Origin of the sequence: Deinococcus sp., assembly GCF_025362455.1 — a bacterium.
In the GTDB taxonomy this organism is placed as follows: domain Bacteria; phylum Deinococcota; class Deinococci; order Deinococcales; family Deinococcaceae; genus Deinococcus.
Window position 1 is genome coordinate 1 of record NZ_JANYGJ010000106.1, and the last position, 16,450, is coordinate 16,450.

The 16,450-nt window shown below is 66.2% G+C and carries 15 protein-coding genes; 13 read left to right on the plus strand and 2 right to left on the minus strand.

What is annotated here, in order from left to right; all coding sequences use genetic code 11:
• Positions 1-318 precede the first annotated feature (318 nt).
• Together rpmI and rplT are read left to right on the plus strand one after the other, a co-directional pair.
• On the plus strand, positions 319-519 hold the full coding sequence (rpmI, locus tag Q0R23_RS08120; protein ID WP_293911976.1) for a 50S ribosomal protein L35: 201 nt from the start codon (positions 319-321) through the stop codon (positions 517-519).
• 3 nt (positions 520-522) lie between these two features.
• Entirely contained in the window at positions 523-906 is a 384-nt protein-coding gene (gene rplT / locus Q0R23_RS08125) for a 50S ribosomal protein L20 (protein ID WP_293911978.1), read from the plus strand.
• A gap of 236 nt (positions 907-1,142) precedes the next feature.
• Here rplT and Q0R23_RS08130 read toward each other — a convergent pair whose 3' ends face one another.
• Entirely contained in the window at positions 1,143-4,334 is a 3,192-nt protein-coding gene (locus Q0R23_RS08130; protein ID WP_293911980.1) for a DNA translocase FtsK, read from the minus strand.
• Positions 4,335-4,893: 559 nt separating this feature from the next.
• Between Q0R23_RS08130 and Q0R23_RS08135 the strand changes: the two genes are divergently transcribed.
• Positions 4,894-5,355, plus strand: a complete 462-nt coding sequence (locus tag Q0R23_RS08135; RefSeq protein ID WP_293911981.1) for a M67 family metallopeptidase — start codon at positions 4,894-4,896, stop codon at positions 5,353-5,355.
• 28 nt (positions 5,356-5,383) lie between these two features.
• Here the strand turns inward: Q0R23_RS08135 and Q0R23_RS08140 are convergent, their stop codons facing one another.
• Positions 5,384-6,610: an NlpC/P60 family protein gene (locus Q0R23_RS08140; RefSeq protein ID WP_293911983.1), complete on the minus strand. Its 1,227-nt coding sequence runs from the start codon at positions 6,608-6,610 to the stop codon at positions 5,384-5,386.
• 268 nt (positions 6,611-6,878) lie between these two features.
• On the opposite strand from Q0R23_RS08140, the gene Q0R23_RS08145 reads away from it, so the two are divergent.
• From Q0R23_RS08145 to Q0R23_RS08190, 10 genes are all read left to right on the plus strand, one after another.
• Entirely contained in the window at positions 6,879-8,213 is a 1,335-nt protein-coding gene (locus tag Q0R23_RS08145; protein ID WP_293911985.1) for an MFS transporter, read from the plus strand.
• Between the two features lie 351 nt (positions 8,214-8,564).
• The gene (locus tag Q0R23_RS08150; RefSeq protein WP_293911986.1) at positions 8,565-9,863 is read left to right on the plus strand and encodes a homoaconitate hydratase family protein; all 1,299 of its coding nucleotides are present in this window, start codon (positions 8,565-8,567) and stop codon (positions 9,861-9,863) included.
• 1 nt (position 9,864) lies between these two features.
• On the plus strand, positions 9,865-11,184 hold the full coding sequence (locus tag Q0R23_RS08155; RefSeq protein ID WP_293911988.1) for a hypothetical protein: 1,320 nt from the start codon (positions 9,865-9,867) through the stop codon (positions 11,182-11,184).
• A gap of 22 nt (positions 11,185-11,206) precedes the next feature.
• Positions 11,207-11,641 carry a hypothetical protein gene (locus tag Q0R23_RS08160; protein WP_293911989.1) on the plus strand — a complete coding sequence of 145 codons (435 nt, stop codon included), beginning with the start codon at positions 11,207-11,209 and terminating at the stop codon, positions 11,639-11,641.
• Positions 11,642-11,662: 21 nt separating this feature from the next.
• Positions 11,663-12,220, plus strand: coding sequence for a 3-isopropylmalate dehydratase small subunit (locus Q0R23_RS08165; RefSeq protein ID WP_293911991.1), 558 nt, complete (start codon positions 11,663-11,665; stop codon positions 12,218-12,220).
• Positions 12,217-12,834 carry a DUF4328 domain-containing protein gene (locus Q0R23_RS08170; protein ID WP_293911992.1) on the plus strand — a complete coding sequence of 206 codons (618 nt, stop codon included), beginning with the start codon at positions 12,217-12,219 and terminating at the stop codon, positions 12,832-12,834. The genes Q0R23_RS08165 and Q0R23_RS08170 overlap by 4 nt, the downstream gene beginning before the upstream one ends.
• Before the next feature lie 241 nt (positions 12,835-13,075).
• A complete protein-coding gene (gene leuB / locus Q0R23_RS08175; RefSeq protein WP_293911994.1) occupies positions 13,076-14,122 on the plus strand; it encodes a 3-isopropylmalate dehydrogenase in 1,047 nt (348 codons plus the stop codon).
• 115 nt (positions 14,123-14,237) lie between these two features.
• Positions 14,238-14,873 carry a hypothetical protein gene (locus tag Q0R23_RS08180; protein WP_293911995.1) on the plus strand — a complete coding sequence of 212 codons (636 nt, stop codon included), beginning with the start codon at positions 14,238-14,240 and terminating at the stop codon, positions 14,871-14,873.
• A 126-nt stretch (positions 14,874-14,999) separates the two neighbouring features.
• Positions 15,000-15,233 carry a hypothetical protein gene (locus Q0R23_RS08185; protein WP_293911996.1) on the plus strand — a complete coding sequence of 78 codons (234 nt, stop codon included), beginning with the start codon at positions 15,000-15,002 and terminating at the stop codon, positions 15,231-15,233.
• 146 nt (positions 15,234-15,379) lie between these two features.
• A partial coding sequence (locus Q0R23_RS08190; RefSeq protein WP_293911997.1) for a fasciclin domain-containing protein occupies positions 15,380-16,450 on the plus strand: 1,071 nt, incomplete at its 3' end.

Genomic DNA, 16,450 nt, shown 5'->3' on the forward strand with positions numbered 1-16,450 from the left:
CGCGTTCGATCGCCACTGGACCGGCGTCCTGAGGCAACCCGGCGTTCAGGTCACGGATCAGTTGCTCTGTTCGCTCCCGCACGGCTACCGCCCACTCTGGTTCGATCATCCCTCAGTATCCCGCATTTCTGAGTTACACCCTGGCGCAATGTCCAGGCTTGCTTCCCGCCCACCTGGCCCTGTATAGTCTCTTCTTGGCCACAAGTGGGGCCGGGCACCAACAGCGCTGCATGTCGGCGCGGCCCGCGCTCCCCAGACGGCGACGCTTGCTCAGCACTCAGCGCAGTGCAGGCTGTCCGCCGGGCTCAGGGAGAGAGTATGCCGAAAATGAAGACCAAAAAGAGCGCCACGCGCCGCGTGAAGATCACGGCGACGGGCAAAGTCATGGCGTTCAAGAGTGGCAAGCGCCACCAGAACACCGGCAAGAGCGGTTCGGAAATCGCGGGCAAGGGCAAGGGCTTTGTTCTGGCTAAAAGCGAGTGGGCACGCATGAAACTCGCCCTGCCGGGAGGGAAATAAGCTATGCCACGGTCCAAGACAGGCACCATCCGTCGTCGCCGTCACAAGAAGGTACTCAAGCGGGCCAAGGGCTTCTGGGGTTCACGCTCCAAGCAGTACAAGATGGCCTTTCAGACGCTGCTCAACGCCGCGACCTACGAGTACCGCGACCGCCGCAACAAAAAGCGCGACTTCCGCCGCCTGTGGATTCAGCGCATCAATGCCGGTGCCAGGCTGCACGGCATGAACTACTCGAACTTCATCGCCGGGCTCAAGCTGGCCAACATCGACCTCAACCGCAAGGTGCTGGCCGACCTGGCCGCCCGCGAGCCCGACGCCTTCGCCCTGCTGGTGGCGAGTGCCAAAACCGCCAACGCGAACAAGGTCAGCGCCAAGACCGCCGCCTGAGACTGAGGTTGCCTCAAATTTAAGGTTGTACAGAGCCGCTCCTTCGGGGGCGGTTTTTTGTTTTGGGAAGTAGGCAGTGGAAAGGGCGAAGGGAAGTGGGAGGCCGGACGCAGTAGAGAGGGCCGTTCAAGTTGCTGAACGGCCCTCTGCGCTAACTGCTGTATTGAACGAACCGAACAGGGGAGAAGTGGATGGTTGAGTAGGTCAGGTCGTGCCCACTCCCCACTCCCCACTTCCTACTTCCCGAAATATTCCGGCAGATCCTCTCTGTTAATTAAAATGTCACGCGGCTTGCTGCCCTGGTGCTTGCTGACGATGCCCATGGCTTCCATCAGGTCCATCAGTTTTCCGGCGCGGGCGTGGCCCACTGACAGGCGACGCTGCAAGCGGCTCACGCTGCCCTGACCCTCCTCGATGCAGATTTCGGCGGCCTGGCGCAGCAGCGGGTCCGAGAAGTCCATGTTGGCCTTGTCGCCGGGACTGTGGCCCGCCTCGATGCCGCCGTCGAAGTCGGGGCCGTAGAGTTCCACGAAATCGTCGTCGAAGACCTGGCGGCGCAGCTCCCCGGTGATGCGGGCCGATTCGTCCTCGCTGATGTACGGCCCCTGGAGGCGAATGGGTTTAATGAGGCCCGGCTGGTAAAACAGCATGTCACCCATGCCGGTCAGCCGCTCGGCGCCCATGCTGTCTAAGATGGTGCGCGAGTCGTGCGAACTGCTGACGGCGAAGGCGATGCGGGCGGGCACGTTGACTTTGATCAGGCTGGTCAGAATATCCACGCTGGGCCGCTGGGTCGCCAGGATCAGGTGCATGCCGGTGGCGCGGGCCATCTGCGCCAGGCGCATGATCGCCGACTCGACTTCCTTGGGCGAGGTAATCATCAGGTCCGCCAGCTCGTCGATGATGATGATGAGGTGCGGCAATTCCACCTCGCCAACCTGGCGCATCTTGGCGTTGTACTGCTCCAGGTTCTTGGCGCCGACCTGCGACATCATCTTGTAGCGCCGCTCCATGTGGGCCACCGCGCCCAGCAGCACCCCGGCGGCGTCCACCGGGTTGGTGACCACGCTGCGGACCAGGTGCGGAATGCCGTCGTAGGGCGTGAGTTCCACCATCTTGGGGTCGATCATCAGAAACCGCAGTTCCTGGGGCAGATACTTGAACAGCAGGCTGGTGATCAGGGTATTCACGCACACCGACTTGCCCGATCCGGTGCTGCCCGCCACCAGCAGATGCGGCATCTTGGCCAGGTCGCCGACCATCAGCTCGCCGTCTATGGATTTGCCCAGGATGATCGGCAGCCGCGCCCGGCTGTTCTGGAAGCTGGCCGCCGCCACCGCCGTGTGAAAGGTGACCGGCTCGCGCTCGGCGTTGGGCACCTCCAGCCCGATGACGCTCTTGCCGGGCACCGGGGCCTCGACGCGCACGCCGCCGACGGCCAGGGCACGCGCCAGGTCGTTACTTAGGCTGGCGATGCGGCTGATCTTCTCGCCGGGCGCAGGCTCGATCTCGTAGCGGGTGACGGTGGGGCCACGGGCGAAGTCCACCACCTTGGCCGAGAGTCCGAATTGCCCCAGCGTCTCGTTGATGAGCCCGGCCCGCTGCCGCGCCGAGTGGTCGAGCGCGGCGGTGTTGTGGACCTCCGGCGGAATCGGGTCGAGCAGGTCCAGGCCGGGCAGCGCCAGCTCCAAGGCGCCCTGCGCCGGGCGGCTGCGCTTGGGGGCGGCGCCGCCCTCGGACTCCTCCCAGGGCAGGCCGGGTTCGAGCTTGCGGCCAGACGGTACGGGTAGCTCGGCGACCTCTGAGACGGGGCCAGGGCCAGCAACAGGTCCAGGTCCAGCAACAGGGCCAGGTCCAGCAAACGCCGCGCCGCTGATAGAACTGTTGTGAACCGGGCCGTTGTTGCCTGAACCCGTCACTCCTGAACCCGTCACCCCTGAAGTCTGGGCGGCGGCGACCAGCACGGCAGGCACCGGCTGAACCAGGCCGTGCTCCGAACCGGACGAACTGAACGCAGCGCCCGGACCCACCTCGCCCAGCCGCATGTCGATCAGCGGCGGCTGGTAGGCCAGTCCGGCTCCGAATTCAGTGTTGGCTAACTCTTCAGTGTTGGCTGATTCGGTGCTGCCGAAACTGCCGAAGTCGAAATCCATCAACGGTGCGCCGCTGACGATATCCTCGCCGCGCCGTTGCCAGTGGGCCAGGTCGGCCAGGGTGGCGTCCGGGTCGGTCAGCAGGGCCTGTTCGAGCGACTCGGCCAGGTAGGTCGGGCCGGAATCGAAGCTGCGGGTCAGTTGCGGCCAGCCGGGATAGCGTTCGCTGCGGGTCTTCCAGGTGGCGTAACCGCCTTCGAGTTCGCGCCAGCCCTGGGCGCGGGCCGAGTGGGCCGGGCGCTCGCGGGCCAGCAGCGCCGGGTCGGGCTTTTCGAGCGACTTCATGGCGCGTTTGCGTTCGCGCTCCAGGGTTCCGGCGCGGGCCGCCAGCCGGTAGAGGTCCATCACCAGGCTGCGGCGTAGGCGTTCCAGGGCGCCGCTGGCCAGGGTCGAGGGCAGTTCGCGGCTCAGCTCACTGCGTCCGGCCCGGACCTCCTGGGCCAGCGTCTCCACCTCGGTCCCGGCGTCGGGCGCCTCGCGCTCCAGGGCCGCCTGAAGGTCGCGCCCGGCGCCCTGCACGAAGTTGGAGCTGATTTCGCGCCAGTGCCGCAGCTCGGCCTCCATATCTTTCAGGCCGTGCTCGTCGAGCGCCCGGACCTGCTTGCTGGCATCCTTGGTCTCGTCCTGCCAGCCCCGGAGCTCGCGGCTGTCGGGGTAGAGCTTGCCCAGCGTCTCCAGATTGCGGGTATGCACCGACAAGTGCTGCCGGACCTGCTGGCGTTGCTGGGCGGTGCCCTTGCCCTCCTGGCGGGCCTCGATGGCGCCCTGGAAGACGCCCAGCAGTGCGCCGATTACCCCGCTGACGCCCCGGAAAAAGCCCTTGAGCACGGTGAACGGCTTGAGCCGCAGCATCAGTTCCGCGCCCAGCGTCAGGGTGATGACCGGCAGCAGCGCCGCCGCGTAGCCCAGCAAGCGCAGGGGGCGCAGCGCCAGCGCCGCCAGGCTGCCCGCCGTGCCCGGCAGGGCAATTTCTTGCAGCGCCAGCAGCGACAGAATCACGATGGCCGCGCCCAAGAGGCGGCGGGTCAGCCTGCCCAGGTCGCGCCCCAGAAAAACGAGCACGCCGTAGCACAGCGGAATCATCGGTAGGGTGTAGCCACCCCACGACAGTGCGCCTATCAGAGCGCCGTGGGCCTGTGACATGAACCCGGCGCCCTGGGCGGGCAGCACCAGGGTGATAATCAGAAAAATGCCCAGCGCGAACAGCACCAGGCCGAGCGCCTCACCGTCGAAGCGGTTCTGGACGGTTTTGGCGGGTTTTTTCGCCTTGGTCATGTCCGTAGTTTAGCGGCTCGGCGGCGCCTGTGGCTCTGAGGCGAGTGCCGGAGCCTGATGAAGCTGGGCGGCGGAGCGAGTCGAGGGAAGCAGGGCGACTGGGGAAGAAGGGTTCTGGATATTTCCGCGCCTCTTTTGCAGCAGTGTCCAGAACAAACTAAAAATCTGTCGTCCTGAATACGCGGCGGGATGGCTATCAAAGACTGGCACAGTATTGTCTTGACGGTCAGCCAAGGCATTTCTCGTATCAGGACTGAGCATCTGCAAACAACCTGACCGACAACTCCGAAGATTTGTCACCCTGAGCGCAGCCGAAGGGTCTACTGAAGGGGACTTCCTGGGGCGCTCAGAACGACATTGCTATCATCACGATGGTTCAGAGCGTTTCACTATGCGGCGATAGACCACCGTTCAACTTCACTAAAGCAGATGTCGTAAAAAGACCCTTTTTATGACCGAGCAAAGCGAGTAGTTTTAACTGAGCAAGGCGCAGAATGGAGGCGCGGGGAGGCTGTTTTCCCCGTGGCGTCATTCGGAGTACTGCTCTAAGCTGGAGGCTATGAATTCCCTCTGCTCCGGCTGGCTGGTGTTGCCCGATGTGCTCAGGCGCCAGCTCTGGCAGCATGCCCGGCGGGCGGCGCCGCAGGAGTGCGTGGGCGTGCTGGGCGGCCAGGTTTTGGTAAGCGGCCCGAATTCAGTCGGCTGGGAGGCGGTGGCCCTCTACCCGCTGCCCAACGTGGCGCCCGATCCGCTGCGCGAGTTCCTGGCCGGGGCGCCGCAGTTCGTGCGCTCACTGGCGGCCATGCGACTGGAGGGGCTCGAACTGGTCGGCATCTACCACAGCCACCCACGCGGCCCGGCCCGCTTCAGCGGCGTCGATCAGGCGCGGGCCGCTTACCCCGTGCCGCACCTGATCGCGGACCTGCTCGGCGGCGAGCTGCACGCCTTCGCGCTGCCCCAGGGAGGCGAGATTCGGCTGCTGGGCGTTCGTCCAGACGAGGTTTGGCCAGACGAGCTTTGACCAGACGAGCTTTGAGAGTTCGGGTTCCCTACCGGCTGGCCAGCACGCCGAGCACCCGCCGGGCGCCGAGGTAGCGGGTGGCCCAGTAACGGCTGGTCAGGTCGTCGATGGACACCTTGCCTAGATACGAATTGGCGTTGATGAAGGTGCCTCCACTCAGCGCGATGCCCACATGCGTGACCCGGCCCCGGCCCTCGGTGTCGAAAAATACCAGATCGCCGCTCTGAAGCTGGCTGCGCTCGACGGCCACGCCCACCTGGGCCTGCTGGGCGCTGCTGCGCGGCAGGTTCAGCCCCAGCGGCGCGAAGACCTGAAGCACGAAGCCGCTGCAATCGGTGCCCCGGCGGCTCTGACCGCCCCAGGCGTAGGGCACGCCCAGCAGGCTCTGGGCGTTGGCCAGCCAGTCGTACTCGCCGGACAGCGGCGGATTTGGCCCGGTCTGGCCCGGCCCGGTCTGCTCGGTCTGGCCCGGCGTCACCTCGGCGCCAAGTGGGGTCAGCGGTTCGGGCAGCGGTACGGTGGTGGTCGGTTCCGGCGTCACGTTGATCGTCGAAAAGGTCGTGCTGGAGTTGACGGGGCTGGTCAGGCTCGGCTCTGTCAGGGGCAGATTGGTGGCACTGGAGCTGGCGTATGAGCTGGAGAGGTCGGGCGCCGCTGCGGCTGTGCTGAGACTGGCTGCGCTGAGACTGGCTGTGCTGAGACTGGTGTTGCTGGCGCTGCTGGACGGACTGCCAGCCGCCGCACTCCCAGTCGCCGTTCCCCCAGTCGCCGTGCTCAGGCTCAGAACCTGGCCCACGCTGAGGTTGGGGCCGCTGAGGTGATTGAGGCTCAGCAGCGCGTCCACGCTCAGGCCAGAGCGCCGGGCCACGTTAAACGCCGTGTCGCCCCGGACGACGGTGTACGTCGGGGGCGACACGAGCAGCGTCTGGCCTACGCTGAGGTTCGGGCTTCGCAAGTTGTTGAGGTTGAGCAGCGCGTCCACGCTGAGGTTGTACCGTTTAGCCAGGCTGTAGGCGGTGTCTTTGGGCTGCACGGTAATGTTGAGCCCAGTTTTGAGCCCAGTGACGCCGTGTCCAGTCAGCCCAGTCGGCGCGGCGGGAAGAGGCGACGAGCCAGTTACCGGTAAGCCAGTGACCGGCGATCCAGTAACCGGCAATCCAGCCGCCAGCGCGGCTCCGGGGCACAACAAAACAGCACACAGCAGGGTTCGGAACACGAAGACCTCGGCGGCTGAGTGGGTGCCAGGGAAACGCACCGCTCAGCAGGGCAGGGTGAGGCGAAGTTGGGGCTCAACAGGACTTAAGCGACGTCTACAACGATGGCGCAGTGTAACACGGTCTACTTTGGTGGGGTGAGGAAATATTCACGCCCTCTCATCTTTAGTCAGCCGCGTGACTGGCCGCGCCACTAATTCAGGGTAGCCCTGAGCGAGTTACACTTTTATCACCACTTCTCACCGCCAGGGGCAACTGACGTTCATCAACGCTCATCTTTCCAATCCAGGCCGGGCGCAGCCTCGGAGTATGTTCGCCTCACTCGGCACCTGGCGCCGCGACACCTTCCGGGCGTTGAGGCATCCGCAGTACCGGCGCTTCTGGTTTTCGCAACTGCTCAGCCTGGTGGGTTCGTGGATGCAGGCCACCGCCCAGTCGTACCTGGTGCTGGAACTCACCGGCAACAACTCGGCGGCGCTCGGCTGGGTCACCGCCGCGCAGTTCATGCCCAGCCTGCTGCTCTCGCTGTTCGCCGGGGCCATCATCGACCGCAGCGAGCGGCGCCGGGTGCTGCTGAGCACCCAGATCACGCTGATGCTCACGGCCCTGACGCTGGCGGTCACGACTCACCTGAACCTGGTGACGCTGCCGCTGGTGCTGATTCTGGCGGCAGTCAGCGGCACGGCCAACGCCTTCGACATGCCCGCCCGGCAGAGCATGGTGGTGGACTTCGTGCCCAGAGAAGACGTCAGCAACGCCGTGGCGCTCAACAGCCTGTCGTTCAACGTCTCTCGCACGCTGGGGCAGGCGGTCTTCGGGCTGGTGGCGGCGGCGGGCGCGGCATTGTTTGGAGGAACTGGGCTGTCCGGGGGCAGTGGCGAGTCGGTGCAGGGCCTGGCGTTTCCCTTTTACCTGAACGTGGCCTCGTTCGTGCTGGTGCTGTATGTGCTCGCAACCCTGCCGTTTCCGGTTCGTGAATTCGGCGGGCCGCGCCGCCCGGTTATCAGCGACATTCAGGAGGGGCTGCGCTACGTGCGCGGCACGCCCGCCGTGGGCGTCACTATGGCGCTGGTGGCGCTGCTGAGCCTGAGCGTCATCAACTTCAACGTCATCATCCCCTACTTCGCCCGCGCCGTGTACGGCCTGCGGGAAGGCGGCTTCGGGGCCATGAACGCCGCCTTCGGGGCCGGGGCCATGATCGGGGCGCTGTGGCAGGCGTCCCAGCGCGACCCGGCGCGGAATCTGCGGCCTGGGGCGCTCATCATGCTGCTCAGCAGCGCCGCTTTCGCCTTCGCGCCCTCGGCCCTGCTGGCCTCGCTGGTGCTGGCCATCTGCGGCTTCGGCATGTTGACCTTTCTGATCAGCGCCAACAGCACCGTGCAGCTCACCGTGCCCGACGCGCTGCGGGGCCGGGTCATGAGCGTCTACTCGCTGGTGCTGATGGGCATGGGGCCGCCCGGAGCGCTGATCGTCAGTTACCTGATCGGCAAGTCGGGGCCGCTGGGGCCGCATCTGGGCCTGGGCGTGGTGGTGGGCCTGGGCGCCCTGGCGGTGGCCGGGTTGTGGGTCCGCTTGCCGCGTGGGGTGGTGAAGGTGGGAGTGCCGGTGGGAGTGCCAGTGGAAGTGCAGGGGGCAAAGCGGTGACGAGAAACGGGCCGCCCCGGTCCAGACGACTCGCCTTGCCCCGCCCCCCGAACAGGACTAGACTCACGGTATGTTGATTGCCGACCAGAGGGGAGCCGCCGACAACGGTGCGCTTCTTCTTCGCTGGGGGCAGTGAGCGCCGATTCAGCGCCTCACACCGGCCCCGAATCCCAGTGGTTCGGGCTTTTTTTGTGGTGTGGGCTCACGTAAGTGTCTAGCGGCTCCAGTTACGGGTATTCGGAAAAAGCACCCGAACACCCTCCACCTCCGCCCCCAGCCACTCTTGGCTACTCCCGTTGGTCGGAGTGATGAAGAACGCATCACCCGCCAGCAATTTAGGAGGAATACTCAATGGGAATGACGATTGCCGAGAAGATTCTGGCGGCCCACAGCGGCCACGACGTGCTGGTGCCCGGCCAGCTCATCGAGTGCGCCACCGACTGGGTGCTGTGCCACGAGATCACCACCCCCGCCGCCCTGCGGATGCTCGAAGAGCGCGGCATGGACCGGGTGTTCAACCCCGACCAGATCGTGGCGGTGCCCGACCACTCGGTTCCGGCCATGAACATCAAGGCCGCCCAGATGTACCAGAAGCTCAAGAGCTGGGTCCAGAAAAACGGCATCAAGCACTTCTACGACGTGGGGCGCGGCGGCATCGCCCACGTCGTGCTGGAAAACACCGGCCTGATGAAGCCGGGGCAGACGCTGGTGTCCGGCGACTCGCACACCTGCAACGCGGGCGCCCTGGGCACCTTCGCCACCGGAGTCGGCAGCACCGATCTGGCCGGAGCCATCTATGCGGGCAAGGTCTGGTTCAAGGTGCCCGAAACCATGCTCATCAAAGTGTCGGGCCGTCTCCAGCCGGGCGTCACGCCCAAGGACCTGGTGCTGGAAGTCATCAAGCGCATCGGGGCCGACGGCGCCAACTACCTGGTCATGGAATGGGTCGGCGAGATGATCGACCACCTGGATATGGAGGGCCGCTTCACGCTCGCCAACATGGCCATCGAGGCGGGCGGCAAGACCGGTATCATCGCCGTGGACGACACCACCCGCGCCTACATGGCCGCGCGCGGCGTCACGCCCGATCAGTACACCGAATACCAGTCCGACCCCGACGCGAAGTACAAAGTGGTTATCGAGGTGGACGCGGGCGCCACCGAACCCACCGTGGCCTACCCGCACATCCCCAGCAACGGGCGGGTGGCGGGCAGCGACCGCATCAAGGTCTCTCACGCCTACGTCGGAAGCTGCACCAACGGGCGCATCAGCGACCTGCGCGACGTGGCCCGCATCCTGAAAGGCCACAAGATCGCCGACGACGTGCAGATGATCGTCGTGCCCGCCACCCAGCTCATCTGGAAGCAGGCGGCGCAGGAAGGACTGCTCGAAATCTTCGTGGACGCCGGAGCCAGCGTGAGCTACCCCTCGTGCGGCGCCTGCCTGGGGATGCATTCGGGCGTGCTGGGACCGGACGACGTGTGCATCAGCAGCACCAACCGCAACTTCGTGGGCCGGATGGGCGACCCCACCGCGCAGATTTACCTGGCCTCGCCCGCGACGGTGGCGGCCAGTGCCATCGCCGGGTTCATCTCCGACCCACGCGCCTACAACGATACGATTGGCACGCTGGGCAAGGCGGGCGACTGACATGGGAGATGCCAAACGCCGCAAACAGCTCGGCCTGATGCCCACATTGCACCCCTTTGAAGTCGAGGTGGACCGTGACGGCAAGCTGAGTTTCATTCAGCAGCCCGTCGGCGAGGCCGAGCGCGAGCAGATCGCCCTGACCCTGACGCGGATGCTGCCCGTCGGCGCCCACTGGGACCAGGCGTACCGCACCACTTACGTCATGGCCGGGCTGCCCGAAGCGCTGCTGAACACCCGCGAGGACGTGGAAGCCATCACCGTGCCGCCGCGCCGCCGCCTGCTGGGTGAGCTGGCGATCTGGCCCGGCGAGCCGCGTGAGGAAGACGCCGACAGCGTTCAGGTGGAGGGCACCGTCAACACCTGGCTGCATTTCCGGCTCCGCCAGCACGCCTCGGCGCACGGCCCCTGGAGCAGTCTGCCGGTGGTCGACGACTTCGAGCAGGTGCTGGGCTACCTGATGCAGCATCCGGTGCTCAATCTGACCGGCGAGCTGGTCGGCAGCTCCACCGCCGAGCTGACCCAGGGCGGCGAGCTGAGCTGGACCGTGCAGCCCCCCGAAGCCCAACGCGCCGGGCTGGACGAGCTGACACGCGAGTGGTCCGGCAAGACCCCGGAGCTGTGGCTGGAGTTTCACCAAGACCGCCTGGCCGACAACCAGCACCCCGATTACGCCGCCGCGCCCAGCGCCCTGCGGGTCACCTTCGAGCTGCGCGAACCCGCCCCGCTGCAACCGCTGTTCGCCGCGCCGCTGGAGATGCTCGCCGGGCTGGACGTGTTTGCGGGCTCCGAGCAGTTCTACTCCACAGACGGCGAGACCTGGCTGCCCTACCCGCTGAGCGAAAGCGACGAGGGCGGGAATTTTTTCGACGATTCCATCGATCTGGAAACCGTGGAAGTCACGGTCTGGAGCGACGGGCGCGTCGAGTGGGCCGAGGACGCCTTCACAGGCGAGACCTTCACTGACCTACAGGCCGAGGGGCTGCGGGCCAGCCTGCGCGACTTCACCGGGGCCGGTGACAGCGCCACCTGGGCCGAGTACAGCCGTGTCACGCTCGAAGAGCTTTACTCGGATGAGTTGCTGGCACTGGACGCGGCGATCAAATTACCGGTCCTGAGCGCCGTGAAGATGGACGTGCCCGCCGAGCTGCCGGACGACTCCGGCCCGGACGGCGCGACTGATCTCCAGATGCTGTTCTTCGAGAACGAGCTGAGTTTCGACGGTGAAACCTGGCGCGACGTGGAAGAGGAGCTGCCGCCGGAGCTGGTGCGCTTTGCCCCCAGGGGCTCCGCTGCCCGCACCATCGACATGCCCACCGAGTAAGGCGAGTAGGGTTAGCCGCGCCGTGGACAGCAGATTCATCATCATTGCCAACCTGAACCAGCTCGTGCCGGGGCTGCTGGCTTTTCTGGGCGCGCTGGGCTGGTTCGCGCTGCGAGCTAGAGGTCAACCGGAGCTTCGCCCGAACCTCTGGTGGGGCGCCCTGGCCGGTCTGGCGGCGCTGGCCGTACCGAGCGTGATGGCCCAGGTCGGCACTTATGTGGGCTTGAGCGGCGCCCGCTCATCCAGTCGGTTGCCGCTGATGCTGACCAGTCTCCCCAGCGCCGTCATCTGGTTGCTGCTGAGCCTGAGCGTGCTGCTCATCTGCGTCTTCCAGCGCAAAGACCCGTTGCGCCGAAGCGTCGCGGCTGCCGTGCTGGCGGGCGTGCTCGTCCGTGAAGTGTTGCTGGTGGTGTTCTCGGTTCTCGCCCTGCTGTTCTTTTCCAGTGGTCTGTTCTGATCCCTCCAAAGGAGTTTACCCATGCCCACCGTTCACGTCTTTGCCCGCGACCACATCAACACCGACGAGATCATTCCGGCCCGTTACCTCACCACCGACATCGAGTCCGAACTGGCCAAATTCGCCATGGAAGACTACGACAAGGATTTCGTAAAGCGCGTCAAGCCCGGCGACATCATGGTGACCGGCGCGGATTTCGGCTGCGGTTCCTCGCGGGAGCACGCGGTGTGGTGCCTGCGCGGGGCGGGCATCAGCGCGATTCTGGCGCCCAACTTCGCCCGCATCTTCTACCGCAACGCCATCAACAACGGCTTCCTGGCCCTGGAGGCGCAGGACGTGGCGGCGGCCTTCACCGACGGCGACGAGGGCACCCTCGACCTGGCGGCGGGTACGCTCACCAACGAGCGCACCGGCCAGAAGGTCGCCTTCGCCCCCGTGCCGCCCTTCGCGCTGGAGATTCAGAAGGCGGGCGGCTGGCTGGAATACATGCGCGACCACATGCCCAGGGATGTGGAAGCCCAGTCGCTGAACGTCGTTAGCACCGAGGGCGGGCACGGCCACGCCGGACAGGCGGAGTGAGCCGCGATTCGTTCAATTGGACCACCTGGCTGCTGTGGGCGAACATGGCGATGGGTGCGCTGAGCATCCTGACGCAGAGCTGGCAGGTCGCGCTGATCTCGCGCATCGGCGAGGACCGTGCTCCGGAGCGCTCGGCGCTTGAGTTCAGCGACCGGCTGGTGACCCTCTCCAGCGTCCTGAACCTGCTGACCCTGCTGGTGACGGCGGTCGTGTTCCTGGTCTGGTATCACGCCGCTGTGAGCCGCCTGAAGGCCGCCGGTCAGTCGGTTTCGGTGACGCCGGGCTGGGCGGTGGGGATGTGGTTCGTGCCGGTCATCAGCTTGTGGCGCCCCTTCCAGATCGTGCGTGAGGCGGCCCAGCCAGCCGAGGCCGGGGTCAGTACCCTGCGCGGCTGGTGGGCCTGCTGGCTGATCGGCAACTGGGCGTCCAGAGCCGCGAGCCGGATACCCGGTACCTCGCTCGCCAATCTCCAGACGGCCCTCTTCATCTCCATCGGCTCCGATGTGCTGAGCATCGTCGCGGCTTACCTGCTGAGCCTGATCGTGCGCGGCATTCAGGCGAGACTCGACGCCCTGCCGCCTGTTCCCCAAGGAAGCTCCTATGCCCAGGTCTAAGTATGTCCTCACTAACATTTCGGGCTTCCGCACACAGCGCTCCATCCCTCCACTTCCGCCAGCGGGCAGGCGTCTGCTGGACGTCCGTTCTGCCCAAGAAGGACATACTTTCTTCCTCACTCGCTCTTCGTCGTGAACGGAGCGGCCAGGCCCGATAGGTGCCGTTCTGGACAAGAACGCGCCTGGGCACGCCACTCCTCCCGCTCGGTAAATCTAAAGCTTTACAAGGAGATACTTAAGTATGTCTAAAGTTGTGGTATTGGCCGGTGACGGCATCGGTCCTGAAGTCTGCGCCAGCGCGGTGCAGGTGCTGCAACACCTCGCCCCGGATGTTCAGATCGAGCACGCGCTGCTGGGCGGCGGCGCCTACGACCTGACGGGCTCGCCGTTCCCAGGCGCCACCCGTGAGGCGGTGCTGGCCTGCGACGCGGTGCTGCTCGGCACGGTGGGCGGCGCCCAGAACTCGCCCTGGAACAGCTTGCCGCGAGCGCTGCGGCCCGAATCGGGGTTGCTGCAACTGCGCCAGGCGCTGGGCGTGTTCGCCAACCTGCGGCCCGTCAAGGTGATGCCGGGCCTGGAAGACCTCTCGCCGCTGCGCAGCGACCTGGCCCGCCAGGTGGACGTGCTGATCGTGCGCGAGCTGCTGGGCGGCGCCTATTTCGATCCACGCCGCGCCATCGAGGGCGAGCACGCCTACAACACCATCGGCTACAGCAAGTCGGAGGTGGACCGGGTGGCCCGCGTGGCCTTCGAGGCGGCCCGGACCCGCCAACATCGGCTGACCAGCGTGGACAAGGCCAACGTGCTCGAAGTCTCCGAGCTGTGGCGCGGCGTGGTCCAGAACCTGCGCGACACCGAGTACACCGATGTGAAATTGGAGCACGAGTACGTCGATTCGGTGGCGATGCTGCTGGTCAAAACACCGGGCCGCTACGACGTGATCGTCACCGAGAACCTCTTCGGCGATATTCTGTCCGACCTGGCCGCCGTCATTCCCGGCTCGCTGGGCGTGATGCCCTCGGCCAGCCTGGGCGACGGCCCCGGCCTGTACGAACCCATTCACGGCAGCGCCCCCGACATCGCCGGAAAGGGCGTCGCCAATCCGGTCGGCACCATTCTGAGCGTCGCCATGCTGCTGCGCCACTCGCTGGGCCGTGACGCCGAGGCCAGCCGCATCGAGGCCGCCGTGCAACAGGCGCTGGCCACCGTGCGCACGCCGGACCTGGGCGGCAGCCACAGCACGGCGCAGATGGGCGCGGCGGTATTGGCCGAACTGGGTGCTGGCTAACTGGGTGCTGGCTAAACTGTAGGGCTGGCCGACCAACCCGGCCCGCTTCGGCTTCCCGGCTTCAGGAAGTCTTCACCTGTAGCGCCTGAGCGGGGTAGACGGTCTACTTTGAAGCATGGCTCATTCTCCGTCTCTGTCCACAACGCTGCTCCACACAAGGTTGCTGCGCCGTTTCGGCAGAGCGTCGCGTCCCTCACCGGTCTACCGGGGCCTGATTATCGGTGCGCTGGGCGGCCTGGTGGGTACGCTGGCGATGGGGCAGTACTGGACGCGCCTGGCGCCGCTGGTGCAGCCGCCCAGCAATGGACCATCCAGCCATGAACCATCCAGCAACGAGCCGCCCGCGCCGGACCGGCACGTCATCTCGCCGCTGGGTCAGCAGCACGAAAACGGTGAGGGACCAACTGCCTCGCTGGGCCGGTCGGCCTACGAGCTGATCGCGCACCAGACGCCCGGCCCCCAGACCCGCGCCGCGCTGAGTGAGGCGGTCCACTGGGCTATGGGCCTGGGCAGCGGCGCCCTCTACGGCGCCCTGAGCGCCCGGCACGGCGGCCAGCCGATCAGCGGCGGTGTCTATGGCGCGGCCCTGTGGCTGGCCGCCGACGAGGCGCTCGTGCCGCTGCTGGGGCTGCAAGACGGCCCGGCCAGCAGCGACGCCCGCGCTCACCTCAACCGCCTGGGCGCCCACCTGAGCTACGGCGTCGGGCTGGGCCTGGCCGTCTGGACACTGGGGCGAGTGTTGCCCGACTGAGACCAGGCGCAGGTACGGATGGAGACTGTGGCGCTCAGAGACCTTCGACGGTCCTGCAACCCGCCCGCCTGCAACCCGCCCGATGACCACTGAACACACCGGCTCCCAGCCGTTAAACTGGCGAGTATGCTGCGCTTTGTGCTTCCGCTGTTGACCGTCACGCTGCTGGTACTGCTGGGCCTGGCCGGGCTGTGGCTGATCGGGCAACTGGTCTCCGGGCTGGGCGAGGTGCTGGTGGCGACGGCGCTGCTGCTGGGCGGTGTGCTGCGCTTCGTGGTGCTGGGCAGTCTGCTGGGCAGCGTCGCCTACGTGCTGGGCAGCGCCTGGAGCCGTCCGGCGGCACGCCAAGCCAGGGCCTGAAACTGAACATGAAAAACGAGTGAGCGTCTGCCCAACTGAAAATAAAGCTTTCTTAAGTTGCTCTGGTGTGATTCCATCAGGTGCGTCAGAGCGGCTGAACGTAATCTGGGTAGGATTCACAGACCAACAAATTAGAGGTGACGTAGATGCATAGAAAGATGATGGTGTTGCTCTCGTGTAGCTTGATGGCCGCGTCCGTGGCTTTGGCAGGCGGCGCCGGTCCGAAGCCGGTGGTGCCCGCCAAGGCGGCGGCCTGCATGAGCATCGCCGATATCGTGGCGGGCAGTCCCCAGTTCAGCACGCTGCTCACCGCACTTCAGGGCGCCGGACTGGTCGATACCCTCAAAAGCGGGACGTACACGGTGTTCGCACCGACCAACGACGCCTTTAACAAGGTGCCCAGCGACGTGCTGGCGGGTGTGCTCAACGACCAGGAGACCCTCAAGTCGGTGCTGCTCTACCACGTGGTGCCGGGCAAGGTCAGCGCCAAGCAGGTCATGAGCCTGAAAAGTGCCAAGACCGCCCAGGGCGCCACCATCAGCATCAAGACGTCGGGCAGCAAGGTGCTGGTCAACGGTGTGAACGTCATCAAGGCCGACGTGCCCGCCTGTAACGGCGTCATTCACGTGATCGACGGCGTGCTGCTGCCCCCGATGGCGGCGGCGGCCCCGGCTCCCGCCCCTGCGCCGGTCGCGCCCCCGCCGATGGCCGTCGCGGCGACCTCCGGCCCTGACGCTGCGGTTGCCGAAGTGGCCGCCGCCCCAGCCGATACGGCCCCCGCCGAGCCGCTGGTCATTCCGGCCACGCCGCTGAGCCAGCCGTCGGGTGAGACCGCAGATACCGGCGCCATGGCCGACGCCGCTCCAGCAGACGCCGCTCCAGCCGACGCCGCCGCAACCACCGAGACGGCTGCGGCCAGCAAGACCATCGCCGAGATCGCGGTGGGCGATCCGCAATTCAGCACGCTGGTGTCGCTGCTGACCAAAGCCGGACTGGTCGAGACGCTCAGCGGCGGCGAGTTCACGGTCTTCGCGCCGACCAACGACGCCTTCGCCAAGGTCGATCCCGCCGTGCTGGCCGCACTGGACGCCGATCCGGAGCTGCTCAAGAAGGTGCTGCTCTACCACGTGGTGCCCGGTACATTGACCGCCGACAAGGTGCTGGCCTCGCCCACGCTGACCAGCGCCGAGGGCCAGGACCTGAGCATCACGGCGGAC